Source organism: Mycobacterium sp. pW045 (assembly GCF_041287085.1).
GTDB classification, from domain to species: domain Bacteria; phylum Actinomycetota; class Actinomycetes; order Mycobacteriales; family Mycobacteriaceae; genus Mycobacterium; species Mycobacterium algericum_A.
In genome coordinates this window covers 66,060-90,121 of record NZ_JBGGKU010000006.1, presented here as the reverse complement: position 1 = coordinate 90,121, position 24,062 = coordinate 66,060, and the positions used below count along the sequence as shown (strand labels likewise).

Genomic DNA, 24,062 nt, shown 5'->3' with positions numbered 1-24,062 from the left:
GGTTTTTGCGGCGGTCCAGCTTCGGCTCTCCTGCGTCGAGCCTCGCTAACCGTGGGGTTTGTGCGGCGGTTCAGCTTCGGCTCTCCTTCGTCGAGCCTCGCTAACCGCCGGGAGTTGGTCGTCGCACGCCTTGCATGGCACGCTGTGCTGGTGGCTGCGTTCTCGCCGGGGGAGACACCCGAGTCGTACGCGGGCGACATCAAATCGGTGCTGCTGACCGAGCAGCAGATTCGCGCCCGCACCGCCGAACTGGGCGCGCAGATCGCCGCCGACTACTCCGACGGCTCGAGGCCGGTCAGGCAGGGTGAAAGCGGAGATCTACTGCTGATCACCGTGCTCAAGGGCGCCGTGCTGTTCGTCACCGATCTGGCCCGCGCCATCCCGCTGCCCACCCAGTTCGAGTTCATGGCGGTCAGCTCCTACGGTTCCTCCACGTCCTCGTCAGGCGTGGTGCGCATCCTCAAGGACCTGGACCGCGACATCAGCGATCGTGACGTGCTGATCGTCGAGGACGTCGTCGATTCCGGCCTGACCCTGTCGTGGCTACTGCGCAACCTGGCCGCCCGCCGGCCCCGGTCGCTGCGAGTCTGCACGCTGTTGCGCAAACCCGATGCGGCTCGCGCCGGAGTCGACATCGCCTACGTGGGTTTCGACATCCCGAATGAATTCGTGGTCGGCTACGGGCTGGACTACATCGAGCGCTACCGCGACCTGCCCTACATCGGCACCTTGGATCCGCGCATCTATCAGAGCTGATCGCCCGCCACACGGGGCGGCGGGCCGCTCACGCCCACACGGCGCGAAGCGGCGGCGTCAGGACAGTTCCCACACCGCGGTCACCGAGAAGCCCACCGTCTGCTGGCCGGGCTCCACCGGGGGCGGCGCGGCCATCGCGCGCGGCATCGGCGCCTCGACCGATGTCGGCGACGGCGTGCCACCGGCCGCCTCCGAGATCGAGAGCACCCGGCCCAGCTGCAGGCCCGACAGCTGGGCGTACTGCTCGGCGCGGTCCCTGGCGTCGTTGAAGGCGCGTTCGCGGGCGTCGCGCACCAGCTGCGAATCATCCTCGATGGAGTAGCTGACCCCGTGGATCCGGGTGGCGTCCCCGCCGGCGCGCACGATCACGGCGAGCACCTGGGAGGCGGATTCGCGTTCGACCTTGACCCGGATCGTGTTGCCGGCCCGGTACCCGGTGATGTTGGCCGACCCGCCGGGCTCGGCGTTGCCGTACTGCGGCTGCAGGCTGACCTGGGTGGTGCTGATGTCCTTGCGGTCCACCCCGGCGTCGATCAGCGCGTCGATCACCGCCTGCTGGCGCTCGCTGGTCTGATTCATTGCGGTGGTGACATCGGCGGCGACGAACTCGATGCCCGCCTCGGTGGTCAAGGTATCCGGGATGCCTTGCACCTCACCGGATCCGACGACAGTCACCTGCCGGGATGGTTCCGGGCCGTCGCCGCCGGGCACGGCGTCGCAGCCGGCCAACGCAGCGGTGGTCAGGCCCGCCAGGGCCAGCGTCGTCGACCAGCGGAGGCTCATCCGGGCGCGGCGTGTCGGCATGACTGGCACCTTATCGGAGTCGGGGGACCGGGTCTTGCCAAAAGCCCGATGCGGCACACTGGGACGATGACCGTTGCCCCCGCCAGAGCGCTGTCCAACGCCCTCGAAGCCTTCGCCGGGCAGGTGTATTTCGCACCGGAGTGTCACCGCGGCTACGCGGCGCTGGGTTTCGGGTCCAGTCCGGGGACGTCCGGTGGCGTCGAACTGCCCGACGGCCCGGCCTACTTCTGCAGCCGCGGCTCGGCGCTCGGACAGGCCTCCGGGCAGGTGATCGCCGCGGCCTTCGGGGTGTTCAACCCGGCGGTGGTGGTTCCGGCGGTCGACTACGGCTGGACGCTCACCGACGCGCCGGCCATCCGCGCGGCCCGCACCGATGGCTCGGCGGCCCAGCTGCGCCGCGTCCTCGGCGATGCGCCCGAGGGCCTCGATCGGGTGACGGCGCTGCTGGGCCGAGCCGCCGACGCGCTGCCGTTGGCGGGCAAACCGCTGTTCGCCGGGCTGGTCGCCGCCGGGTTGGTGGGAGACCCGCTCACCGACGCCTGGCTGTTGGCCGACCAGTTGCGCGAGTTCCGTGGCGACGCGCACGTGAACGCCTGGGTCGCAGCGGGTTTCGACGCCGTCGAGATCGGCCTGATCACCGAGTTGTACCGGGGGTTACCGCCGCGCAGCCATGTGCGCAGCAGGGCCTTCAGCGAGGATGAGCTGAGTGCCGGCGAGGCGCGGCTCGCCGAGCGGGGCCTGGCCCGCGACGGCGTGCTCAGCGACGCCGGGCGCGCGGCCCGCGAGTCGGTGGAGACGGCGACCGATGCGGCGTGTGAACCGATCGTGGCCCGGCTCGGCGACGAGCTGCCCGAGTTGGTCGAGCTGGTGGGCGGCTGGTCGAAGCGGCTGCGTGAGGCCGGCGCCTTCCCCGGCTGAGCCTGCCTCAGGGTGTGACCAGGATCTTGCAGTGCCGGTCCGGGTCGGCCAGCTCGTCGAATGCCGTCCCCACGTCGTCGAGTCCGACCTCGCCGGTGATCAGCGGTGCCACGTCGATCCGGCCCTCGGCGATCGCCTGTAGCGACGCGGTGAACTCCGCTGGCTCGTAGGCCAACACGAACTGCACGTTGATCTCCTTGGCGACACCGAAGAACGGATGCACGGTGTCGGGTTGCATGCACACGCCCGCGACCACCAGCCGGGCCCCGACCGGCGCGCGGCGCAGCACGTCGTCGATGATTCCCGGCACGCCGATCGCTTCGAAGACCACCTTCGGCGTTACCGTGTCGAACGGAGAGCCATTGGCCGGGTCGAGTGACCGATGCGCGCCCATCGCCGTCGCGAGGTCGCGCCGGGCGTGTGAATAGTCCGCTGCCACAATGTGTTCCACACCGTAGGTTCGCAGTGCGGCGATGATCGCGATCCCGATTGGGCCGCAGCCCAGCACCAGTGCCGTATCGCCGGGCGTGATGCCGGACTTGTTGACCGCATGCAGTCCCACCGCCATCGGCTCGGTCAGCGCGGCGTGCCGGGGGTCCAGACCGTTCGGGATGGGCACCAGCAGCGGGGCCGACAACAACATCTTCTCGGCGTAGCCGCCCACCGTTGTGTTGGAGTAGACGATCGGTTCAATGCCTTTGGCGGCCAGCAGAACCGGGATCGATGTGACGGGCGTGCCGGCGGGAAAGGTGTCGGTGCCGGGACCGGCCTGCAGTACCCGAGCGCTGAATTCGTGGCCCATGAAGATGTCGTCGCCCAGGTCGACGGCGGTCTCGGCGGCCGGGGTGCCGGCCATGGACCTCGTCGCGGCCAGGACCTGCTCGCCGTGCGCGGCGAAGTGCAGGTCGGATCCGCAGATGCCGCAGGCCAACACCTCGACCAGCACCTGACCCTGGCCAGGCGTCGGCTCCGGCACATCGTCGCGGTAGACCATCCGCCCGTCGCGCAGCACCGCGGCGCGCATCACCGCGGTCCGGACTCGGCGGCGTGCTCGACGACGGCGTTCTTGATCGCCTCGCCGGCCCGGCCGAACAACGTGTCACGCATGCCCTTGGCCCACTCGTGTGACGCCCGCGGCGCGGCGAGTTGGCCCTTGAAGTGGGGAATCACCTTGCGGGCCAACAGCTCGTAGCTGTGGTAGGTCGCCTCCGGTGAGGCCCAGTCGTGCCCCAAGAACAGCAGCGTGCCGAACCCGCCGGAGCGCTCCAGCAGGTCGGTGATGTGCTCGATCGCATCGTCGGGGGTGCCGATGCAGCAGCTGCCCGCCGCCGCATAGGCCTCGACGAACTCGGTCGGGGTCTGTGGCGAGCCCTCGACTTCGCTGGCCAGCGGGACGAACCCGGCCGCGCCGAAGTAGTTCGCGAAATCCTGCAGGCCGTATGTGCAGTCGGCCACCGCCTGTTCACGGGTGTCGGCGATATGCATGATGCTCAACACCCGCCAGCCGGCCCGGTCCGGCTCGTCGCGGCCGGCCTTGGCGGCCTGGTCGCAAACCACCTGCCAGGCGCTCTCCACCGCGGCGAAGCCGCCCGGCACCGACATCGACAGCGACAGCAGTGAGGTGCCCAGTGCGCCGGCCAGTCGCGGTCCGGACGGCGAGATCATCGCCGCTGTCGAGATCTCCGGGTACGGCCAGGTGTAGGGCCGGATGTGCAACGCGGCGTCACGCAGCGTGAACCAGTCCGAATGGCGGGTGACCAACTCGCCGGGCTCGGCGCGGAACAGCGCGAGGATCGCCTCCAGTGACTCCTGCATCATCCGGCGCTGCTCGACGGGATCGATGCCCATCATGTGTGCGTCGGTGGGCAGTGCGCCCGGTCCGGTGCCGAACATCACCCGGCCCCGGGTCAGGTGGTCCAGCAGCACCCAGCGGTCGGCGACCATCAGCGGGTGGTGATAGGGCAGCGAGACCACCCCGGTGCCCAGCCGGATGTGCTTGGTGCGTTCGGCGGCCGCGGCGATGAACACCTCCGGGCAGGCGATCAGCTCGTAGCCCCCCGAGTGGTGCTCACCGAACCAGGCCTCGTCGAATCCCAGCCGGTCCAGCGCGACCACCCGTTCAAGGTCGTATTCCAGCGCGACCGTCGGCGACTGGCCCAGCGCGTGGAACGGCGTGATGAAGACCCCGAAGCGCAGCGGCGCGGCCATCACGACACCGCACCGGCCGGCAGGCCCGCCAGGAACTCGAGCAGCGCGGCGTTGACCTCGTCGGGCCGCTCCTGCTGCAGCCAGTGACCGGCGCCGTCGATCATCACCTCGCGGTAGGGCCCGGTGACCAGTTCGCTGGCCCGATCCCGGCGGGTGAAGCTGAGCACCGGATCAGCGGACCCGGCGATGAACAGTGCTGGAACGTCGATGGTGGCGGCAGGTGGATTGGCCATGATCTCCCAGTTGCGGTCGAGATTGCGATACCAGTTCAGCCCGCCGGTGAAACCGGTGCGGGTGAACTCGGCGATGTAGTGGTCCAGTTCGTCGGCGCTGATCCAGTCCGGCCGTGCGGCCGGTTCGGCCAGCCGTTCGATGAACCCCGCCGGGCCGGGAGCGGTCATCCGGATCGCCGAGTCGTGATCGTCCGGGCTCAGGCTGCCCATCATCCGGCGCATGGTGCGAGCCGGGTCCGAGCCCAGTTCCGCGTCGGCGACACCGGGTTGCTGGAAATAGAGCATGTAGAAGAAGTTCTCGCCGAAGATCTTGCGGAACGCCTCGGTGGGCGGGGCCTGCGGGCGGGGCACCGGCGGCACACTGAGCCCCGCCACCGCGGCCACCCGCTCGGGGTGCAGCTGGGCGGCACTCCAGACCACCGGCGCACCCCAGTCGTGGCCGATCCAGACCGCGCGCGTGGCCCCGACATCGTCGAGCAGACCGACCAGGTCGCCGGTGAGCGCCGCGATGTCGTAGGCCGCGATCTCCTCCGGTCGCGTCGAACCGCCGTAGCCGCGCTGATCGGGGGCCAGCACATGAAAGCCCGCGTCGGCCAGCGCGGGAATCTGATGTCGCCATGAGTAGGCCAGTTCCGGGAAACCGTGCGCCAACAACACCACCGGGGCATTGGGCCCATTGTGGGCGCCCGCTTCGGTGACCCGCAGGGTCACGCCGTTGGTGTCGACGAGCCGTTCGGTTTGGTTGGCCACCGTCCCACCAAAGCACAACCGGACCCGGGCGGAGAAGGGATTGCCGGGTCCGGCCAGCTCCAACCCATACCCGGACGACCGGGGCGGTAGCCTGAACATGCCCAGCTGCATGTACTGGAAGGATTTGGGCCGAGTTCGGCCGATGTCTGATGAATCGCAAAAACGTGATCCGCACCGTCACCGCGATCGCCGTGGTGCTGTTGCTCGGCTGGTCGTTCTTCTATTTCAGTGACGACACCCGCGGATACAAACCGGTCGACACCTCGGTCGCGGTGGCCCAGATCCACAGCGGAAACGTCAAGAGCGCTCAGCTCGACGACCGCGAACAACAGTTGCGGCTGGTGCTGAAGAACCCGCTCACCAGCGTCGAACTCTCCGACAAGGATGACAAGGCCGCCAGGTCGGGCAAGTCCGAGCAGGTCGACAAGCTGATCGCGAAGTACCCGACCGGCTACGCGGTTCCGCTCTACACCGCGCTGACCAAGCAGAAGGCGGAGATCAACACCGTCGTCAACCAGGGCAGCATGCTGGGCACGCTGCTGATCTACATGCTGCCGATGTTGTTGCTGATCGGCCTGTTCGTGATGTTCTCCCGCATGCAGGGTGGTGCCCGGATGGGCTTCGGCTTCGGCAAGTCACGGGCCAAGCAGCTGGGTAAGGACATGCCCAAGACCACCTTCGCCGACGTCGCCGGCGTCGACGAGGCGGTCGAGGAGCTTTACGAGATCAAGGACTTCCTGCAGAACCCGGGCCGGTATCAGGCGCTGGGCGCCAAGATCCCCAAGGGTGTGCTGCTCTACGGCCCGCCCGGCACCGGCAAGACGTTGCTGGCCCGGGCGGTGGCCGGCGAGGCCGGTGTGCCGTTCTTCACCATCTCCGGCTCGGATTTCGTGGAGATGTTCGTCGGTGTGGGTGCCTCCCGGGTGCGCGACCTGTTCGAGCAGGCCAAACAGAACAGCCCCTGCATCGTGTTCGTCGACGAGATCGACGCGGTCGGCCGGCAGCGGGGCGCCGGGATGGGCGGCGGGCACGACGAGCGCGAACAGACCCTCAACCAGTTGCTGGTGGAGATGGACGGGTTCGGTGAGCGGGCCGGCGTCATCTTGATCGCCGCGACCAACCGGCCCGACATCCTCGACCCTGCGTTGCTGCGGCCCGGTCGGTTCGACCGCCAGATCCCGGTGACCAACCCCGATATCGCCGGCCGGCGCGCGGTGCTGCGGGTGCATTCGGCGGGCAAGCCGATCGGGCCGGACGCGGACCTGGACGGGCTGGCCAAGCGCACCGTCGGCATGTCCGGCGCCGATCTGGCCAACGTGATCAACGAGGCGGCGTTGCTGACCGCACGGGAGAACGGCACCGTCATCACCGGCGCGGCGCTGGAGGAAGCCGTCGACCGGGTGATCGGCGGCCCGCGGCGCAAGAGCCGGATCATCAGCGAACACGAGAAGAAGATCACCGCCTACCACGAGGGCGGGCACACCTTGGCGGCGTGGGCGATGCCGGACATCGACCCCGTCTACAAGGTCACCATCCTGGCCCGCGGCCGCACCGGCGGGCATGCGGTGGCGGTGCCCGAAGAGGACAAGGGACTGCGCACCCGCTCGGAGATGATCGCCCAGTTGGTGTTCGCCATGGGTGGGCGTGCCGCCGAGGAACTGGTGTTCCGCGAGCCGACCACCGGCGCGGTCTCCGACATCGAAAAGGCAACCCAGGTTGCCCGGGCGATGGTCACCGAGTACGGCATGAGCGCCAAGCTCGGAGCGGTGCGCTACGGCAGCGAACACGGTGATCCGTTCGTGGGGCGCACCATGGGCACTCAACCGGACTATTCCCACGAGGTGGCCCGCGACATCGACGATGAAGTGCGCAAGCTCATCGAGGCGGCCCACACCGAGGCCTGGGAGATCCTCACCGAATACCGCGACGTGCTCGACACGCTGGCCGGCGAACTGCTGGAGAAGGAGACGCTGCACCGCGCCGATCTGGAGAAGATCTTCGGTGACGTGGCCAAGCGACCGCGGCTGACCATCTTCGACGACTTCGGCGGCCGGGTCCCGTCCGATAAGCCGCCGATCAAGACTCCCGGTGAGCTGGCCATCGAGCGCGGCGAACCGTGGCCGCAGCCCAGGCCCGAGCCGGCGTTCAAGGCCGCCATCGCCCAGGCGACGCGCGAGGCGGCGGCCCGGGCGGGCGAATCCGGCACCAACGGCAGCAACGGCGTGCCCGCCGGTGACGCCGGAGCGGGAACCCAGCCGGACTACGGCGCACCCGCGGGCTGGCATGCTCCCGGCTGGCCGCCGCCTCCCCAGCCGCAGCAGCAACCGCAGCCGCAGCCGCACTCCGGCTATTGGTACCCGCCGCAGCAATGGCCGCAGCAGGGTTACCCGCCGGCGCAGCCCTACCCGCCGTATCAGCCCTACCCCGCACCCCCGCCGGCACCGGCGGCGCCGCCCGGCGAGGGCGACGGCCACCAGCGCGGCACTGAGAAGAACAGGTCCGAACCGCCGTCCGGCGACTGAGAGAGTGGGATCGGCGATGACCTCAACAGGTTTCGATCAAGCGCGCGCCGAAGCAGCGGTGCGCGAACTGCTGTACGCGGTCGGCGAAGATCCCGACCGCGCGGGTCTGATCGACACCCCGGCGCGGGTGGCCCGGGCTTACCAGGAGATGTTCGCCGGGCTCTACACCGACCCGGACACGGTGCTGGAGACCACCTTTGACGAACAGCACGATGAAATGGTGCTGGTCAAGGAGATCCCGCTGTACTCGACCTGCGAGCACCACCTGGTCTCCTTTCACGGGGTCGCTCATGTCGGCTATATCCCCGGTGACGACGGCCGGATCACCGGCTTGTCCAAGCTGGCGCGGGTGGTGGACCTCTACGCCAAGCGACCGCAGGTGCAGGAGCGGTTGACCGGGCAGGTCGCCGACGCCCTGATGCGCAAACTGAACCCACGCGGGGTCATCGTGGTGGTCGAGGCCGAGCACCTGTGCATGGCGATGCGGGGGGTGCGCAAGCCTGGTGCGATCACCACGACGTCGGCGGTGCGCGGCCAGTTCAAGTCCGACAGCGCGTCGCGCGCCGAAGCCCTGGAACTCATCCGGCGCAAGTGAACCCGACATGCGTCCAGGTCGTCGGGGTGGTCAACGTCACCGCCGACTCGTTCTCCGATGGCGGGCGCTACCTGAACGCCGACCGTGCCGTGGCGCACGGTCTGGAACTGGTGGCCGAGGGGGCAGCGATCATCGACGTCGGGGGTGAATCGACCCGGCCCGGCGCGGTGCGCACCGATCCGCGGGCGGAAGCGCGACGGGTCATTCCCGTCGTGAGAGAACTTGCGGCCCAGGGTATTACCGTCAGCATCGACACGATGAACGCAGCCGTCGCCCGGGCCGCACTGGACAGCGGCGCCGAGATCGTCAACGACGTCTCCGGAGGGCGGGCCGATCCGGCCATGGCGCCGCTGCTGGCCGCCTCGGGTGCCGGCTGGGTGCTGATGCACTGGCGCCCGGTCGATCCCGGGCATCCGCATCGCGTTCCGGGCTACCGCGACGTCGTCGCCGAGGTGCGTGCCGACCTGCTCGCCTCGGCCGATGCCGCGGTCGCCGCCGGTGTGGACCCCGCGAAGTTGATCATCGACCCCGGGCTGGGATTCGCCAAAACGGCGCAACACAATTGGGCGCTGTTGAAGGCGCTGCCAGAGCTGGTGGGCATCGGCATACCGGTGCTCGTGGGAGCGTCGCGCAAGCGGTTTCTCGGTACGCTGCTGGCTGGAGCCGACGGTGCGCCGCGGCCGCCCGACGAGCGGGAGACCGCCACCGCGGTCGTCTCCGCGCTTGCCGGCCTGCACGGCGCCTGGGGCGTGCGAGTGCACGACGTGCGGGCCTCGGTCGACGCGCTCAGGGTCGTCGACGCCTGGACCGCAGCCGGGTCGCAAGGAGGCACGAGCGATGACTGACCGGATCGAATTGCGCGGGCTGAAGGTTCGCGGCAACCACGGCGTGTTCGCCCACGAGCGGGCCGACGGCCAGGACTTCATCGTTGACATCACCGTGTGGATGGACCTGTCGGTCGCGGCCGCCAGCGACGCGCTGGCCGACACCTACGACTACGGGGTACTGGCCCAGCGTGCCGCCGAGATCATCGCCGGGCCGGCCCGCGACCTCATCGAGACCGTCGCCGCCGAGATAGCCGACGAGGTCATGGCCGATGCGAGGGTGCAGGCGGTGGAAGTGACGCTGCACAAGCCGCACGCCCCGATCCCACTGACCTTTGCCGACGTCGCGGTGGTGGCGCGGCGATCACGGCGCGACCGGCGCGACCGGCGCGGGACGGTGGTCCCGGCATGACAGCGATGAGGAGGAGCGGCGCCGATGACTGAAGCGGTGCTTTCCATCGGATCCAACCTGGGTGATCGGTTGGCCAGGTTGCAGTCGGCCGTCGACGGCTTCGGCACGGCGGTGCGCGAGGTGTCCGGGGTCTACGAGAGCGAAGCGTGGGGCGGGGTCGATCAGGGTCGCTTCCTCAACGCGGTGCTGATCGTCGAGGATCCGGCCGTCGACAAACACGGTTGGCTGCGCCGCGCCCAGGAACTGGAACAGGCGGCGGACCGGGTCCGTGGCGAACGCTGGGGGCCGCGGACCCTCGACGTCGACGTGATCAGCTGCCGCGAACAACCCGGGGGCGCGGAGCTGTTCTCCCGCGACGACGGGCTGACCCTGCCGCACCCGCTGGCGCATCTGCGCGCATTCGTCATGGTTCCGTGGCTTGCGGTCGAGCCGGAGGCGCAGCTGACGGTGGCCGGCCGGCAGTGCGCGGTGGCGGGCCTGCTGGACGAACTGGAACCCGCCGACCGCACCTCGCTGCGGCTGACCGACCTGGTGCTGCAGCGCTGATGGGCCCGACCCGTAATCGAGACGTCACCGCGGGGGTGGTCGCCGCCGCGGTGCTCAGCTACCTGGCGGTGACGCTGCTGTACCGCTGGTTCCCGCCGATCACCGCGTGGACCGGGATATCGCTGCTGGCGGTCGCGATCGCCGAGGCGCTCTGGGGCCGGTATGTCCGGGAGAAGATCGATAACGGTCAGATCGGCGTCGGGCCCGGGTGGCTGCACCCGCTGGCGGTGGCGCGCACCGTGGTGGTCGCCAAGGCCTCGGCCTGGATGGGTGCGCTGGTGCTCGGCTTCTGGCTCGGCGTGCTGGGCTACCTGGTGCCGCGCCGCGCCGCGCTGCACGTCGCCGCCGAGGACACCGGAGGCGCGGTGGTCGCCGCGGTCAGTGCACTGGCACTGCTCATCGCCGCGCTGTGGTTGCAGAACTGCTGCAAGTCGCCGCACGACCCCGGACAGTCCGGGCAGCTGACCGGAGATCAGCCCGGCTGAGAATCGCCGGAGCAGGGCGACACGCGGAGTGACCTCGTACAGGTACAGTCGGGCAATGCGTGTCGGCAACGATGCGGACGCGCTGAGGCGCCCCCGTCCGCACAGCGGCGAGGGGGACGAGGCGACGAGGTGGAGCGGCGCAGATGAATTCGGTCCTGTCCCGCGCCCCGGGTCGGCGCGGGGGTCGCAGGCCGGGCTGGACGCTGATGACGGCCTTGCTGATCCTCGCTATCGCGTCGAGTTCGGCATTGGTGTTCACCAGTCGGGTCGAACTGCTGAAGCTCGCGGTGATCGTGGCGCTGTGGGCCGCAGTCGCGGCGGCGTTCGTGTCGGTGATCTACCGGCGGCAAAGCGACGTCGACCAGGCCCGGGCCCGGGACCTGAAGCTGGTCTACGACCTGCAGCTGGACCGCGAGATCTCGGCGCGGCGCGAATACGAGCTGACGGTGGAGTCGCAGCTGCGCCGTGAGCTGGCGTCGGAGCTACGGGCGCAGGCCGCCGACGAGGTCGCCGCGCTGCGCGCGGAGTTGGCCGCGCTGCGGACCAACCTGGAGATCCTGTTCGACTCCGACCTGAGTCACCGGCCGGCGCTGGAGACTGATTCCACTGCGCGCACGACTATTCGGGCCTACAGCGACTGGGCCCGCTCGGGTGGGGAGTCCGTCGGCGCGCGCGCCGACCAGGCCGCTGCGGCGTACTACCCCGAGGATCCCGTCACCCAAACCACCGAGAGCCCGATCATCGACGTTCCGGAGGTGGGGATTCCGACCGGGGGAATCCCCACGCCGGCGGCGCATCAGACATATCAGCCGCCCCAGCCGTCACAGACCTCGCAGCCGCCGCCTGCCGAGCCGACCTACCGCGGTTCGCATCGCCGGGCCGCCGAGGAGACCCCGCGGCGAGCCGCGGAGGATGGCGGCGCCCGCCGAGTCGCGGAGGAGATCCAGCAGCCCGCGGGCCGCTGGGCGCAACCCCCGCAACCGTTCGTCCCGCCCGAGCCCCGCCGGGAATCCGAATCCCGTCGCGAGCCCGAAGCACCGCCGACGCCACCTCCGGCCGCGCCACCGCCGCCACCCTGGGTGGCGGGACCGTCGGCTTCGGAGCCGGCTTGGACCCCGGCTTCGGAACCGGCTTGGACGCCGGCGTCGGAACCGGCGTCGGAACCGGGTTGGAAACCGGTTGGCGCCGAGGGCGAATGGCTGCCGCCGGGCTCGCCGGGCAGCAACTGGTCGGCTGAGGCTCCTCCCACTGCCGCGGAATCCGGTCGGCACGGTGCCGCCGAACCCCGGCATGCCCGCGATGACACGGCGGCGGCCTCCGAACGCAGCGCCGAAGCGCCGACGCGGCACGGCCGTCACGCGGGGCCGGGCACACCGGCAGACGGCCCGGTGAACGGCGCGGAGCGGGCCCGCCGCGACGGGGAGGGGCGCCGGCGGGCGCGCTCCCGGCACTCGGCGGAGCCGGTCGGCAGCCATGCCCAGCCGGAGTGGGCGCCCGAGAGCGCTCCGGGTCGCTCGGCACGGCATTCCGTCGGCGCCGAGCCGGGAACCGGGGCCGCCGCGAACACCGGTGGGCAGTCGGTCGCCGAACTGCTGGCCCGGCTGCAGGCAACCCCCCCGCCCGGGGGGCGCCGGCGTCGCCGCCGCGCGGAATAGCGGCCGCGGCTGCGACCAACGTCACTCTCCGGGCCAGGGCCGATCGGGATAGACTCTGCCCGACCGTCCGGTACCCGCAACGCGGGACTGGAACGAACCAAGAGAACCTGTGAGGTCGTCTGCATGGTGCAGTTCGACGGACTGCGGCCCGCTCGACTCAAGGTGGGACTCATCTCGGCAGGCCGGGTCGGCACCGCGTTGGGTGTCGCGTTGGAGCGCGCCGACCACGTCGTGGTGGCGTGCAGCGCCATCTCCGAGGCGTCGCGGCAGCGCGCTGTCCGGCGGCTGCCTGACACCCTGGTGCGTCCGGCTCACGATGTCGCCGGTGATGCCGAATTGCTGCTGCTGGCGGTGCCCGACACCGAACTGGCCGGCATCGTCTCCGGCCTCGCCGCCACCGGTGCGGTACGCGCCGGCACGATCGTCGTGCACACCTCCGGTGCCACCGGGATCGGCGTGCTGGCGCCGCTGACCGAGCAGGGTTGCTTGCCGTTGGCGATCCACCCCGCGATGACGTTCACCGGCGACGACGAGGACATCGACCGGCTGACCGACAGCTGTTTCGGCATCACCGCCGCCGACGAGATCGGCTACGCCATCGGCGAGTCGCTGACCCTGGAGATCGGCGCCGAGCCGTTCCGGGTCGACGAAACCGCCCGCACGCTCTATCACGCCGCGCTCTGTCACGGCGGCAACCACGTCGTCACCGTGATCGACGACGCGCTGGCAGCATTGCGGGCGGCACTGCCCGGTGGGCTAGGGGTCAACGACCCCGACGGCATCGCCGAACGGGTGCTCGGGCCGCTGGTGCGGGCCGCACTGGCCAACACCCTGCGCGACGGCCGGGCCGCGCTGACCGGGCCGGTGGCCCGCGGCGACTCGGCCACCCTGGCCCGGCACCTGCAAGCGCTGGCCGAGGTGGATCCCGATCTGGCCGAGGCCTACCGCACCAACGCGCTGCGCACCGCGCACTGCGCGGACGCCGCCGACGACGTGCTGACGGTGCTGGCCCGGTGAGGCCGAACGCGCCCACCTTCACCCCCGGTGGGCTGAACGTGTACCCGCGGCCCGACGAGATCGCCCGCGTCACCCGGGCGCTGCGCTCGACCGGCCGCCGGGTGATGCTGGTGCCGACCATGGGCGCGCTGCACGACGGCCACCTGGCGCTGGTGCGTGCCGCACGCAAGGTGCCCGGCTCGGTGGTGGTGGTGTCGATCTTCGTCAACCCGCTGCAGTTCGGTGCCGGCGAGGACCTCGACGCCTATCCGCGCACCCTCGACGACGATCTGGCGCTGTTGCGCGCCGCGGGCGTCGAGTTGGCCTTCACCCCGACCGCCGCCACGATGTATCCCGACGGGCCGCGCACCGCCGTGCACCCGGGCCCACTCGGATCCGAGCTCGAAGGCGCCGCGCGCCCGACGCATTTCGCCGGAATGCTCACCGTGGTCGGCAAATTGCTGTCGATCGTGCGGCCCGACCGGGCGTTCTTCGGCGAAAAGGACTATCAGCAGCTGGTGCTGGTGCGCCAGATGGTCGCCGACCTCAATCTCGACGTGACCGTCGTGGGGGTGCCGACGGTGCGTGAGCCAGACGGCCTGGCGCTGTCGTCGCGCAACCGCTACCTCGACCCGGCGCAGCGCGAGGCCGCGGCGGCGTTGTCGGCGGCACTGGCCGCCGGTGAGCGCGCCGCATCGGCGGGGGCGGCCGCGGCGCTCGACGCCGCCGGCGCGGTGCTCTCCGCGGTTCCGGCGGTCGAGGTCGACTACCTGCAGGTGCGCGGCGTCGACCTCGGTCCGGCGCCGGCCGAAGGGCAGGCGCGGCTGTTGATCGCCGCCCGGCTCGGGTCGACCCGATTGATCGACAACGCCGCCATAACGCTCGGATTTCCCACCGACGACACGTCGGTCGGTTCGGATGGATATGCCATATCAACCCGGAGGAATTGATGTTTCGGACGATGCTCAAGTCGAAGATCCACCGTGCCACGGTCACCCACGCCGACCTGCACTATGTCGGATCGGTGACTATCGACGCCGATCTGATGGACGCCGCCGACCTGCTCGAGGGTGAGCAGGTGACGATCGTCGACATCGACAACGGCAATCGGCTGGTCACCTACGCCATCACCGGCAAGCGCGGCACCGGTGTCATCGGAATCAACGGTGCCGCAGCACATCTGGTGCATCCGGGTGACCTGGTGATCCTGATCGCCTACGGCACGATGGACGACGCCGAGGCGCGCCGCTACCAGCCCCGGATCGTGTTCGTCGACTCCGACAACAAGCAGGTCGACCTCGGCACCGACCCGGCATTCGTGCCGGATGACGTAGCCGACCTGCTTTCGCCCAGAAGCGTGGGGTAGCCGTGCTGCTGGCTATCGACGTCCGTAACACCCACACCGTCATCGGCCTGATCGCCGGGTCGGGTGAGCACGGAAACGTCGTGCAGCAGTGGCGAATCCGCACCGAGGCGGAGATCACCGCCGACGAGCTGGCGCTGACCCTGGACGGACTGATCGGCGACGACGGTGAACAGCTCACCGGCGCTGCCGCGCTGTCCACCGTGCCGTCGGTGCTGCACGAAGTGCGAGTGATGCTCGATCAGTACTGGCCCTCGGTGCCGTCGGTGCTGATCGAACCGGGCGTGCGTACCGGGATCCCGCTGCTGGTCGACAACCCCAAGGAAGTCGGCGCTGACCGGATCGTCAACTGTCTTGCTGCTTTTCACAAGTTCAACAAGGCGGCGATCGTCGTCGACTTCGGTTCGTCGATCTGCGTCGACGTGGTGTCGGCCAAGGGCGAATTCCTGGGCGGCGCGATAGCCCCCGGTGTTCAGATCTCCTCGGATGCCGCTGCGGCCCGCTCCGCGGGGTTGCGTCGGGTCGAGCTGACCCGGCCGCGCTCGGTGATCGGCAAGAACACCGTCGAATGTATGCAGGCCGGCGCCGTGTTCGGCTTCGCCGGGCTGGTCGACGGGCTGGTTCGCCGGGTCCGCGACGATACGCCGGGCTTGGCCGACACCACCGTGGTGGCCACCGGGCACACCGCCCCGCTGTTGCTCGCGGACTTGGAGACGGTCGACCACTACGACGCCAATCTCACCCTGGACGGTTTGCGCTTGGTGTTCGAGCGCAACCGGGACAGTCAGCGGGGCAGGCTGCGGCCGGCGCGCTGAGCGCCCGCCGGTTGACTAAGCTGGCACGTCGTGAGCTCCGCCGATACCCCCGACAGCCCAGAGCTGTCGCACCCCGAGGACCCCGACCTTCCCGAGCAGTTCCGGATTCGCCGTGACAAGCGGGCGCGGTTGCTGGCCCAGGGCCGCGACCCCTATCCGGTGGCGGTGGATCGCACCCACACGCTCGCCCAGATCCGGGCCGGCTACCCCGACCTCGCCGCCGACACCGAAACCGGCGACATCGTCGGCGTGGCGGGTCGGGTGGTCTTCGCACGCAACTCCGGAAAGCTGTGTTTCGCCACCCTGCAGGAGGGCGACGGTACCCAGTTGCAGGTGATGATCAGCCTGGCCAGCGTCGGCGAACAGCTGTTGGAGTCATGGAAGGCCGATGTCGACCTGGGCGACATCGTTTTCGTGCACGGCGAGGTGATCAGCTCCCGTCGCGGCGAGCTGTCGGTGTTGGCCGACTCGTGGCAGATGGCGTCGAAATCGCTGCGGCCGCTGCCGGTCGCACACAAGGAGATGAGCGAGGAGTCGCGGGTACGGCAGCGCTATGTCGACCTGATCGTCCGGCCGGAGGCGCGTACCGTGGCTCGCCAGCGAATCGCGGCCATTCGCGCGTTGCGCAACGCACTGGAACGTCGCGGATTCCTCGAAGTCGAAACGCCGATGTTGCAGACATTGGCCGGCGGGGCGGCGGCCCGGCCGTTCGTCACGCATTCGAACGCACTCGATGTCGACCTCTACCTGCGAATCGCTCCTGAGCTTTTCCTGAAACGCTGTGTTGTAGGTGGCTTCGAGCGGGTCTTCGAACTCAATCGGGTGTTCCGAAACGAAGGCGCCGATTCTACGCATTCACCCGAATTCTCGATGCTGGAGACCTACCAGGCCTATGGCACCTATGATGACTCGGCCGTGGCCACGCGGGAGATTATTCAAGAGGTCGCCGACGAGGTGATCGGGACGCGTCGACTACCACTGCCCGACGGCAGCATCTACGACATTGACGGCGAATGGGCGACCGTGGAGATGTACCCGTCGCTGTCGCAGGCGATCGGCGAGGAGATCACCCCGGCGACCTCAGCGGATCGGCTGTGGGCGGTGGCCGACCGGCTCGGTGTCGAGATTCCCACCGACCGCGGGTACGGGCACGGCAAGCTGGTCGAGGAATTGTGGGAACATGCCGTGGGTAATGCCCTGAGTGCGCCCACATTCGTGCGGGACTTCCCGGTTGAGACGACTCCGCTGACGCGGCAACACCGCAGTATCGACGGCGTCACCGAGAAATGGGACCTGTACATGCGCGGGGTCGAACTGGCCACCGGCTACTCCGAACTCATCGACCCGGTGGTGCAGCGCGCGCGTTTCGAGGACCAGGCGCGCGCCGCCGCGGCCGGCGACGACGAGGCGATGGCACTGGATGAGGACTTCCTGATGGCGATGGAACACGCGATGCCGCCCTGTACCGGCACCGGAATGGGCATCGACCGCCTGCTGATGGTGTTGACGGGCCTGTCAATTAGGGACACCGTTTTGTTCCCGATTGTTCGGCGCCACGGCAACTGAACTCCTGACGGCGGCTGTTGTGTTGAAGCGGGCGTATTTTTATGGCACATTGGTCCGCGAGGTCGAATACGGCTTTGCGCACAGTTTGCGCGCGGGAAAGCTAACTTAGGGGTACCGATGGCGAAAAAAGTGACCGTCACCTTGATCGATGATTTCGATGGTGAGGGTGCCGCCGACGAAACAGTCGAATTCGGGCTGGACGGGGTGACCTATGAGATCGACCTTTCAACCAAGAATGCCACGCAACTGCGCGCCGACTTGAAGAAGTGGGCGGACGCGGGCCGTCGGGTCGGCGGCCGGCGGCGGGGACGGGCCGGTGGCGCCCGCCGCGGCGCGATCGACCGTGAACAAAGCGCCGCGATCCGCGAATGGGCTCGCCGCAACGGCCACAACGTGTCGACCCGCGGCCGTATCCCGGCCGACATCATCGACGCCTTTCACGCCGCCACCTAAGCCGCACGCACCGGCGTTTCGCTGCGGGCGAACCCGGTGACCCGGCGGAACGCATTCGGGGGTCACGGCGTTACTCCCTTGCATCAGGTGCCAGGCCTTTCGGGGTCTGCCACCCGCAAGTGGTCGATATCGGTACGCATTGCACGGCAGGTCCCAGCGCGCTCGGCCGCCCACTACAGTGGACGGCAGGTACGCGCGGCCGAGCCGAGGCCGACCAAGTACCGATGGTGAGGGAGAGCAGGTAAACACCGATGTTCGAAAGATTTACCGACCGGGCCCGCAGGGTTGTCGTGCTCGCGCAGGAAGAGGCGCGGATGCTCAACCACAACTACATCGGGACCGAACACATCCTGCTGGGGCTGATCCACGAGGGCGAGGGCGTGGCCGCCAAGTCGCTGGAGTCGCTGGGCATCTCCCTGGAGGGGGTGCGCAGTCAGGTCGAGGAGATCATCGGCCAGGGTCAGCAGGCGCCGTCCGGGCACATCCCGTTCACCCCGCGCGCCAAGAAGGTGCTCGAGCTGAGCCTGCGTGAGGCGTTGCAGCTCGGCCACAACTACATCGGCACCGAGCACATCCTGCTCGGCCTGATCCGCGAGGGCGAGGGCGTCGCGGCACAGGTGCTGGTCAAGTTGGGCGCCGACCTGACCCGAGTGCGCCAGCAGGTTATCCAGCTGCTGAGTGGCTACCAGGGCAAAGAGACCGCCGAAGCCGGCACCGGCGGCCGGGGCGGGGAGTCCGGCTCGCCGTCCACCTCGCTGGTGCTCGATCAGTTCGGCCGCAACCTGACCGCCGCGGCCATGGAGGGCAAGCTCGACCCGGTGATCGGCCGGGAGAAGGAAATCGAGCGGGTCATGCAGGTGCTGAGCCGGCGCACCAAGAACAACCCGGTGCTCATCGGTGAGCCCGGCGTCGGCAAGACGGCCGTGGTGGAGGGCCTGGCGCAGGCCATCGTGGCCGGCGAGGTTCCCGAGACGCTGAAGGACAAGCAGCTCTACACCCTGGACCTGGGTTCGCTGGTGGCCGGCAGCCGCTACCGCGGTGACTTCGAGGAACGGCTGAAGAAGGTCCTCAAGGAGATCAACACCCGCGGCGACATCATCTTGTTCATCGACGAGCTGCACACCCTGGTGGGCGCCGGCGCGGCCGAGGGCGCGATCGACGCGGCCTCCATCCTCAAGCCCAAGCTGGCTCGCGGCGAGCTGCAGACGATCGGCGCCACCACCCTCGACGAGTACCGCAAGTACATCGAGAAGGACGCCGCGCTGGAGCGCCGGTTCCAGCCGGTGCAGGTCGGTGAGCCCACCGTGGAGCACACCATCGAGATCCTCAAGGGCCTGCGGGATCGCTACGAGGCCCACCACCGGGTCTCGATCAGCGACTCGGCGATCGTGGCCGCGGCCACCCTGGCCGACCGCTACATCAACGACCGGTTCCTGCCGGACAAGGCGATCGACCTGATCGACGAGGCCGGTGCGCGGATGCGGATCCGCCGGATGACCGCGCCGCCGGACCTGCGCGAGTTCGACGAGAAGATCGCCGACGCGCGCCGGGAGAAGGAGTCCGCGATCGACGCGCAGGACTTCGAGAAGGCCGCCAGCCTCCGCGACCGCGAAAAGCAACTGGTCGCCCAGCGTGCAGAGCGTGAGAAGCAGTGGCGCGCCGGTGATCTCGACGTCGTGGCCGAGGTCGATGACGAGCAGATCGCCGAGGTGCTGGGCAACTGGACCGGCATCCCGGTGTTCAAGCTGACCGAGGCCGAGACCACCCGCTTGCTGCGGATGGAAGACGAGCTGCACAAGCGGATCATCGGGCAGAAGGATGCCGTCAACGCGGTCTCGAAGGCGATCCGTCGTACCCGTGCCGGGTTGAAAGACCCCAAGCGGCCGTCCGGCTCGTTCATCTTCGCCGGTCCCTCCGGTGTCGGTAAAACCGAGCTGTCCAAGGCGCTGGCGGAGTTCCTGTTCGGCGACGACGACGCGCTCATCCAGATCGACATGGGCGAGTTCCACGACCGTTTCACCGCGTCGCGGCTCTTCGGTGCCCCTCCGGGCTACGTCGGCTACGAAGAGGGCGGCCAGCTGACCGAGAAGGTGCGGCGCAAGCCGTTCTCGGTGGTGCTGTTCGACGAGATCGAGAAGGCACACCAGGAGATCTACAACTCGCTGTTGCAGGTCCTCGAGGACGGTCGGCTCACCGACGGGCAGGGTCGCACGGTGGACTTCAAGAACTGCGTGCTGATCTTCACCTCCAACCTGGGCACCTCCGACATCTCCAAGGCGGTCGGACTGGGCTTCACCCAGGGCGGCGGGGAGAACAACTACGAGCGGATGAAGCTCAAGGTCAACGACGAGCTCAAGAAGCACTTCCGCCCGGAGTTCCTCAACCGCATCGACGACATCATCGTCTTCCACCAGCTCAGCAAGGAAGAGATCATCCAGATGGTGGATCTGATGATCGGCCGGGTGGCCAAGCAGCTCAAGGCCAAGGACATGGACATCGCGCTGTCCGACAAGGCCAAGTCGCTGCTGGCCAAGCGTGGCTTCGACCCGGTGCTGGGGGCGCGTCCGCTGCGGCGCACCATCCAGCGCGAGATCGAGGACCAGCTGTCGGAGAAGATCCTGTTCGAGGAGCTCGGCCCCGGCCAGCTGGTGACCGTCGACGTCGACAACTGGGATGGCGAGGGCCCGCAGGAGGACGCGGTGTTCACCTTCGTCGGCAGCCAGAAGCCGGCCGAGGCGGACCTCGCTCAGGCAGGTGCGCCGGCCGGCGACTGATAGCCGGGTCATCGAGCCTGTAGTTGGCGCGGGAAAGCCCGAGAAGGCAGCGCGCTAACTACAGGCTCGAAGCGTTGGCCTACACCGGCAGCAGTCCGAACGCCTGCTTGGCCACCTGCAGCATCCAGCTGCCGACGCTCTTGCCGTGATCGCGCGGCCAGTTGAGCTGGAAGCTGACAACCCAGGGTTGGCCGCCGCGGTCGACGGCGTACCAGCTGAAGGTCAGGTCGCCGGGCAGGCCGCCGGCTTTCGCGCCGATGTAAGGCCAGTCGGCGCGGGGCAGGTCGATGCCGCGGACCGCGGACAGGATCTCGCGGACCGGAGCGGCCTTGCCCACCGCACCGGCCTGCAGCGCTACGTGCACCCGGCAGATGTCCTCTGCGCTGCCGTACCACTCCGCGCCGTAGGCCGACGCCGGAACGTGTGCGCGGATCGGATCCGGCTCGTACGGGCGGGAGCTGGCCTGCTGCAGTAGCTTTGCCCGCTCTTGGGGGGAGCCGTGCTGCCACTGCTCGCGCAGGTCGGGTTTTCCCCAGCCCACCGAGAACAACTCGTACATGGTGGGAAACGGTGTCATGCTGGCCGGGTCGTGGTGGCCGGCGGTGACCAGTGCCTGCTCGACGGCATGGGTTCCCACATGGTCGATCAGCAGGTCGGTCGCCATGTTGTCGCTGGTGGCGATCATCTTCTCGGCGGCCTTGCGCACCGACACGTGGGCGCCCTCGGGCAGTTCCTCCAGTCCCGACGAGCCGACCACCTTGGCCCGACCGGTGATGGTCAGCGGGTCGTCCCAGGACACCCGGCCGGCCCTTACCTCGTTGGCCACCGCCAACAGCACATACAGCTTGAAGATCGACGCCAGTGGCAGCGACTGCCGGGCATTGGTGCCGGCCACCGGCCGGCACGTGTCGTCCTCGATGCGCGACGCCTGATAGGAGTAGCGCGCGCCGGTCCGGCTCAACACCGCGTCGAGGTCACGCCAGGAGCGGATCGTCGGTGCCTCGGTGGTCGGTTTGAACAGGTCCACCATCCCGTTGTCGTCGGTGCGGATCCTGATGTCCTGGTGGGCACCGTAGGAGGTGGTCAGGTGCAAGGTGGCCGCGCCGGCGCTGATGTCGACGCTGTCTAGCTGAAACGGTCGGTCCCACCACAGCGACTCCATGGTGGCGACCACCTGATCGACCTTGTCCGGTGCGGCCAGGGTGGCCACCCCGACCGGGCCGATCGGCCAGTCGGAGTTGAGCATGTCCATGGTCTGCTTGGCGCGCAGACCCGGCGGGGTCTTGGTGGAGATCGCCGCCCCGCCGGTGTCGGCCGGTGAGGCAGGCGAGGGGGCACAGCCGGAGGCCGACGCGGCGAGCAGGCTCGCCAGGGCCACGGCGGTCGTGCATGCCGCCAGTCGGCGCCGCACCGAGCTAGGCCTGGGAGGCGGTTCCGGCCACGTCCAGCACGACCTCGAACTCCAGCAACGACGCACCGGTCGCCACCGGCTTGGCCCGCTGCCCGGCGTGTGCTTCGACGGCGGGGCCCTGAGCCCACGCCTGGAAGGCCTCGTCGGACTCCCAGTGCGTCACCACGAAGTAGCGGTCTTCCCCCTTGACCGGGCGCAGCAGCTGGAAGCCGAGAAAACCGGGCTGGTTCTCCACCGCATGCGCACGGTGGGCGAACCGGTTCTCCAGCTCCGGGCCGGCGTCGGCGGGCACCTCGATTGCGTTGATCTTGACCACGGACATGGGGCCTAGGTTACCGTGCCCCGGGTGGACACCGCCTCGAGCGAGCTGCTGACCTATCGCGGCGGACACGGCGCACCGCTGGTGTTGGTGCACGGCCTGATGGGCCGCGGCAGCACCTGGCCGCGGCAACTGCCCTGGCTCAGCCGGCTGGGGGCGGTCTACACCTACGACGCGCCGTGGCATCGTGGTCGCGACGTCGCCGACCCGTACCCGATCGCCACCGAACGGTTCGTTGCCGACCTGGCCGCCGCCGTCGAGCAGCTGCCGTGTCCGGTCCGCCTGGTCGGCCACTCGATGGGCGCGTTGCACGCCTGGTGCCTGGCGGCCAGTCGGCCCGAGCTGATCTCCGCGCTGGTGGTGGAGGACATGGCGCCGGACTTCCGGGGCCGTACCACCGGCCCGTGGGAGCCCTGGGTTCATGCCCTGCCGGTCGAATACACCCGTGCCGAGCAGGTGATCGAGGAGTTCGGCGACATCGCCGGGCGGTACTTCCTGGAGGCCTTCGACCGCACCGCGACCGGCTGGCGGCTGCACGGCCGGCCCGAGCGGTGGGTGCAGATCGCCGCCGAGTGGGGCACCCGCGACTACTGGGACCAGTGGCAGCAGGTGCGCTGCGCGACATTGTTGATCGAGGCCGGCAACTCGGTGACACCCGCCGGCCAGATGCGCGAAATGCACCGCCTCGCCGGCCAGAGCAGCTACCTGCACGTCCCGGACGCCGGCCACCTGGTGCACGACGAGGCGCCGCAGGCCTACCGCGAGGCCGTCGAGTCGTTTCTGTCGTGACCGGGCAGCGCAAAGCGGCCGTCGGCAAGCTGTTCCACCAGGCCGTCGTCCAGCAGTGAGGCCAGTGCGCGCTCGCGCTGCACCGCATCCGCCGGCCACGCTACGTCGAGGTCGGCGCGCGTGACCGAGAATTCGTTGTCCCTCAACACATCCAGCAAGCGCCCACGCACCTGCCGATCGGTGCCGGCATAGCGTTGGGCGGGTCGCCTGGGGCCGTCGGCTGACGGTGAGCCGGCCAGCCGCCAGCGGCAGTGCTCGCGTAGCGGACAGCTGTCGCAGCGCGGGTTGCGGGCCGTGCACACCAGCGCCCCGAGTTCCATCAGGGCCGCCGAGAACCGGGCTGCCCGAGCGGAATCGGGCAGCAGCGCGGCGACATCGGCGTGGTCGCGCTTCGCCGACGGGCCCGCCGCATCGGCACGTCCGTGCACGGCCCGGGCCACCACCCGGCGTACGTTGGTGTCCACCACCGGGACCGGTTTGCGATAGGCGAAACAGGCCACCGCCCGCGCGGTGTAACTGCCGATCCCGGGCAGTTGCTCCAGGGTCTCGACGTCGTCGGGGACCACGTCGGCAAAATCCCGGGCGATCGTGACCGCGCATTCGTGCAGCCGCTTGGCGCGGCGCGGATAGCCCAGCTTTCCCCACGCCCGCAACACGTCCGCGGGGGTGGCGGCGGCTGTCGCCGACGGTGTGGGCCAACGCGCCACCCAGTCCGTCCAGACCGGCAGCACCCGCGCGACCGGGGTCTGCTGCAGCATGAACTCGCTGACCAGGATCTGCCACGGCGACACCCCGGCCGCCCGCCACGGCAGATCCCGTTCGGCGGAATCAAACCAGCTCAGTAGGTCACCGGCGTCGACGGTCATCG

General features: G+C 69.3%; 24 protein-coding genes. 17 read left to right on the top strand and 7 right to left on the bottom strand.

The window, feature by feature from the left end; translation table 11 throughout:
- The first annotated feature begins 114 nt into the window (after positions 1–114).
- A complete protein-coding gene (gene hpt, locus ACAG20_RS11360; protein WP_112689564.1) occupies positions 115–756 on the top strand; it encodes a hypoxanthine phosphoribosyltransferase in 642 nt (213 codons plus the stop codon).
- A 57-nt stretch (positions 757–813) separates the two neighbouring features.
- Here hpt and ACAG20_RS11355 read toward each other — a convergent pair whose 3' ends face one another.
- Positions 814–1,560 carry an SIMPL domain-containing protein gene (locus ACAG20_RS11355; RefSeq protein ID WP_370492590.1) on the bottom strand — a complete coding sequence of 249 codons (747 nt, stop codon included), beginning with the start codon at positions 1,558–1,560 and terminating at the stop codon, positions 814–816.
- Between the two features lie 66 nt (positions 1,561–1,626).
- On the opposite strand from ACAG20_RS11355, the gene ACAG20_RS11350 reads away from it, so the two are divergent.
- Entirely contained in the window at positions 1,627–2,478 is an 852-nt protein-coding gene (locus ACAG20_RS11350; protein WP_370492589.1) for a hypothetical protein, read from the top strand.
- Between the two features lie 7 nt (positions 2,479–2,485).
- Here the strand turns inward: ACAG20_RS11350 and ACAG20_RS11345 are convergent, their stop codons facing one another.
- From ACAG20_RS11345 to ACAG20_RS11335, 3 genes are read right to left on the bottom strand one after another with little or no spacing between them, the layout of a single operon-like run.
- Complete coding sequence (locus ACAG20_RS11345; protein WP_370492588.1) at positions 2,486–3,502, bottom strand: zinc-binding dehydrogenase; 1,017 nt, start codon at positions 3,500–3,502, stop codon at positions 2,486–2,488.
- The gene (locus ACAG20_RS11340) at positions 3,502–4,686 is read right to left on the bottom strand and encodes an LLM class flavin-dependent oxidoreductase (RefSeq protein WP_112689130.1); all 1,185 of its coding nucleotides are present in this window, start codon (positions 4,684–4,686) and stop codon (positions 3,502–3,504) included. Before ACAG20_RS11340 ends, ACAG20_RS11345 begins: the two co-directional genes overlap by 1 nt.
- A complete protein-coding gene (locus tag ACAG20_RS11335; RefSeq protein ID WP_370492587.1) occupies positions 4,686–5,669 on the bottom strand; it encodes an alpha/beta fold hydrolase in 984 nt (327 codons plus the stop codon). The genes ACAG20_RS11340 and ACAG20_RS11335 overlap by 1 nt, the downstream gene beginning before the upstream one ends.
- Positions 5,670–5,818: 149 nt before the next feature.
- Between ACAG20_RS11335 and ftsH the strand changes: the two genes are divergently transcribed.
- The 14 genes from ftsH to clpC1 all read left to right on the top strand — a co-directional run bounded on the left by ftsH (position 5,819) and on the right by clpC1 (position 20,675).
- Positions 5,819–8,191 (top strand): ATP-dependent zinc metalloprotease FtsH, encoded by a 2,373-nt coding sequence (gene ftsH, locus ACAG20_RS11330; RefSeq protein ID WP_370492586.1) that lies wholly within the window; start codon positions 5,819–5,821, stop codon positions 8,189–8,191.
- Between the two features lie 16 nt (positions 8,192–8,207).
- Positions 8,208–8,786 (top strand): GTP cyclohydrolase I FolE, encoded by a 579-nt coding sequence (folE, locus tag ACAG20_RS11325; protein ID WP_370492585.1) that lies wholly within the window; start codon positions 8,208–8,210, stop codon positions 8,784–8,786.
- Positions 8,783–9,631 (top strand): dihydropteroate synthase, encoded by an 849-nt coding sequence (gene folP / locus ACAG20_RS11320; RefSeq protein WP_370492584.1) that lies wholly within the window; start codon positions 8,783–8,785, stop codon positions 9,629–9,631. The genes folE and folP overlap by 4 nt, the downstream gene beginning before the upstream one ends.
- On the top strand, positions 9,624–10,022 hold the full coding sequence (gene folB / locus ACAG20_RS11315; RefSeq protein ID WP_370492583.1) for a dihydroneopterin aldolase: 399 nt from the start codon (positions 9,624–9,626) through the stop codon (positions 10,020–10,022). The genes folP and folB overlap by 8 nt, the downstream gene beginning before the upstream one ends.
- 24 nt (positions 10,023–10,046) lie before the next feature.
- Positions 10,047–10,568: a 2-amino-4-hydroxy-6-hydroxymethyldihydropteridine diphosphokinase gene (gene folK, locus ACAG20_RS11310; RefSeq protein ID WP_370492581.1), complete on the top strand. Its 522-nt coding sequence runs from the start codon at positions 10,047–10,049 to the stop codon at positions 10,566–10,568.
- Entirely contained in the window at positions 10,568–11,053 is a 486-nt protein-coding gene (locus tag ACAG20_RS11305) for a DUF3180 domain-containing protein (protein WP_370492580.1), read from the top strand. The genes folK and ACAG20_RS11305 overlap by 1 nt, the downstream gene beginning before the upstream one ends.
- A gap of 143 nt (positions 11,054–11,196) precedes the next feature.
- Positions 11,197–12,708 (top strand): DUF6779 domain-containing protein, encoded by a 1,512-nt coding sequence (locus tag ACAG20_RS11300; RefSeq protein WP_370492578.1) that lies wholly within the window; start codon positions 11,197–11,199, stop codon positions 12,706–12,708.
- A 123-nt stretch (positions 12,709–12,831) separates the two neighbouring features.
- Entirely contained in the window at positions 12,832–13,725 is an 894-nt protein-coding gene (locus tag ACAG20_RS11295) for a Rossmann-like and DUF2520 domain-containing protein (protein ID WP_370492577.1), read from the top strand.
- Positions 13,722–14,654, top strand: a complete 933-nt coding sequence (panC, locus tag ACAG20_RS11290) for a pantoate--beta-alanine ligase (protein ID WP_370492576.1) — start codon at positions 13,722–13,724, stop codon at positions 14,652–14,654. Before ACAG20_RS11295 ends, panC begins: the two co-directional genes overlap by 4 nt.
- On the top strand, positions 14,654–15,070 hold the full coding sequence (gene panD / locus ACAG20_RS11285) for an aspartate 1-decarboxylase (RefSeq protein WP_112688092.1): 417 nt from the start codon (positions 14,654–14,656) through the stop codon (positions 15,068–15,070). Before panC ends, panD begins: the two co-directional genes overlap by 1 nt.
- 2 nt (positions 15,071–15,072) lie before the next feature.
- Positions 15,073–15,882 (top strand): type III pantothenate kinase, encoded by an 810-nt coding sequence (locus ACAG20_RS11280; protein ID WP_112688090.1) that lies wholly within the window; start codon positions 15,073–15,075, stop codon positions 15,880–15,882.
- Between the two features lie 30 nt (positions 15,883–15,912).
- Positions 15,913–17,448, top strand: coding sequence for a lysine--tRNA ligase (gene lysS / locus ACAG20_RS11275; RefSeq protein WP_205868922.1), 1,536 nt, complete (start codon positions 15,913–15,915; stop codon positions 17,446–17,448).
- 117 nt (positions 17,449–17,565) lie between these two features.
- Entirely contained in the window at positions 17,566–17,901 is a 336-nt protein-coding gene (gene lsr2, locus ACAG20_RS11270; protein WP_370492575.1) for a histone-like nucleoid-structuring protein Lsr2, read from the top strand.
- A 251-nt stretch (positions 17,902–18,152) separates the two neighbouring features.
- Positions 18,153–20,675, top strand: a complete 2,523-nt coding sequence (gene clpC1, locus ACAG20_RS11265) for an ATP-dependent protease ATP-binding subunit ClpC (RefSeq protein WP_370492574.1) — start codon at positions 18,153–18,155, stop codon at positions 20,673–20,675.
- A gap of 79 nt (positions 20,676–20,754) precedes the next feature.
- On the opposite strand, the gene ACAG20_RS11260 is transcribed toward clpC1, so the two are convergent.
- Positions 20,755–22,086 carry a serine hydrolase gene (locus ACAG20_RS11260; RefSeq protein WP_370492573.1) on the bottom strand — a complete coding sequence of 444 codons (1,332 nt, stop codon included), beginning with the start codon at positions 22,084–22,086 and terminating at the stop codon, positions 20,755–20,757.
- 4 nt (positions 22,087–22,090) lie between these two features.
- Positions 22,091–22,408 (bottom strand): mycobilin-forming heme oxygenase MhuD, encoded by a 318-nt coding sequence (mhuD, locus tag ACAG20_RS11255; RefSeq protein ID WP_083038977.1) that lies wholly within the window; start codon positions 22,406–22,408, stop codon positions 22,091–22,093.
- 24 nt (positions 22,409–22,432) lie between these two features.
- Here mhuD and ACAG20_RS11250 point away from each other — a divergent pair, with 24 nt between their 5' ends.
- Entirely contained in the window at positions 22,433–23,194 is a 762-nt protein-coding gene (locus ACAG20_RS11250) for an alpha/beta fold hydrolase (protein ID WP_370492572.1), read from the top strand.
- Here ACAG20_RS11250 and ACAG20_RS11245 read toward each other — a convergent pair.
- The gene (locus tag ACAG20_RS11245; protein WP_370492571.1) at positions 23,161–24,060 is read right to left on the bottom strand and encodes an A/G-specific adenine glycosylase; all 900 of its coding nucleotides are present in this window, start codon (positions 24,058–24,060) and stop codon (positions 23,161–23,163) included. The genes ACAG20_RS11250 and ACAG20_RS11245 overlap by 34 nt on opposite strands.
- Between the last annotated feature and the right edge of the window lie 2 nt (positions 24,061–24,062).

Coding starts and splice junctions, on each gene's coding strand:
- ACAG20_RS11300 (WP_370492578.1), top strand. CDS start 11,197: ATGAATTCGGTCCTGTCCCGCGCCCCGGGTCGGCGCGGGGGTCGCAGG.
- ACAG20_RS11345 (WP_370492588.1), bottom strand. CDS start 3,502: ATGCGCGCCGCGGTGCTGCGCGACGGGCGGATGGTCTACCGCGACGAT.
- ACAG20_RS11340 (WP_112689130.1), bottom strand. CDS start 4,686: ATGGCCGCGCCGCTGCGCTTCGGGGTCTTCATCACGCCGTTCCACGCG.
- mhuD (WP_083038977.1), bottom strand. CDS start 22,408: ATGTCCGTGGTCAAGATCAACGCAATCGAGGTGCCCGCCGACGCCGGC.
- folE (WP_370492585.1), top strand. CDS start 8,208: ATGACCTCAACAGGTTTCGATCAAGCGCGCGCCGAAGCAGCGGTGCGC.
- folB (WP_370492583.1), top strand. CDS start 9,624: ATGACTGACCGGATCGAATTGCGCGGGCTGAAGGTTCGCGGCAACCAC.
- ACAG20_RS11355 (WP_370492590.1), bottom strand. CDS start 1,560: ATGCCGACACGCCGCGCCCGGATGAGCCTCCGCTGGTCGACGACGCTG.
- folK (WP_370492581.1), top strand. CDS start 10,047: ATGACTGAAGCGGTGCTTTCCATCGGATCCAACCTGGGTGATCGGTTG.
- ACAG20_RS11295 (WP_370492577.1), top strand. CDS start 12,832: ATGGTGCAGTTCGACGGACTGCGGCCCGCTCGACTCAAGGTGGGACTC.
- ACAG20_RS11305 (WP_370492580.1), top strand. CDS start 10,568: ATGGGCCCGACCCGTAATCGAGACGTCACCGCGGGGGTGGTCGCCGCC.
- lsr2 (WP_370492575.1), top strand. CDS start 17,566: ATGGCGAAAAAAGTGACCGTCACCTTGATCGATGATTTCGATGGTGAG.
- clpC1 (WP_370492574.1), top strand. CDS start 18,153: ATGTTCGAAAGATTTACCGACCGGGCCCGCAGGGTTGTCGTGCTCGCG.
- ACAG20_RS11350 (WP_370492589.1), top strand. CDS start 1,627: ATGACCGTTGCCCCCGCCAGAGCGCTGTCCAACGCCCTCGAAGCCTTC.
- ftsH (WP_370492586.1), top strand. CDS start 5,819: ATGAATCGCAAAAACGTGATCCGCACCGTCACCGCGATCGCCGTGGTG.
- ACAG20_RS11245 (WP_370492571.1), bottom strand. CDS start 24,060: ATGACCGTCGACGCCGGTGACCTACTGAGCTGGTTTGATTCCGCCGAA.
- panD (WP_112688092.1), top strand. CDS start 14,654: ATGTTTCGGACGATGCTCAAGTCGAAGATCCACCGTGCCACGGTCACC.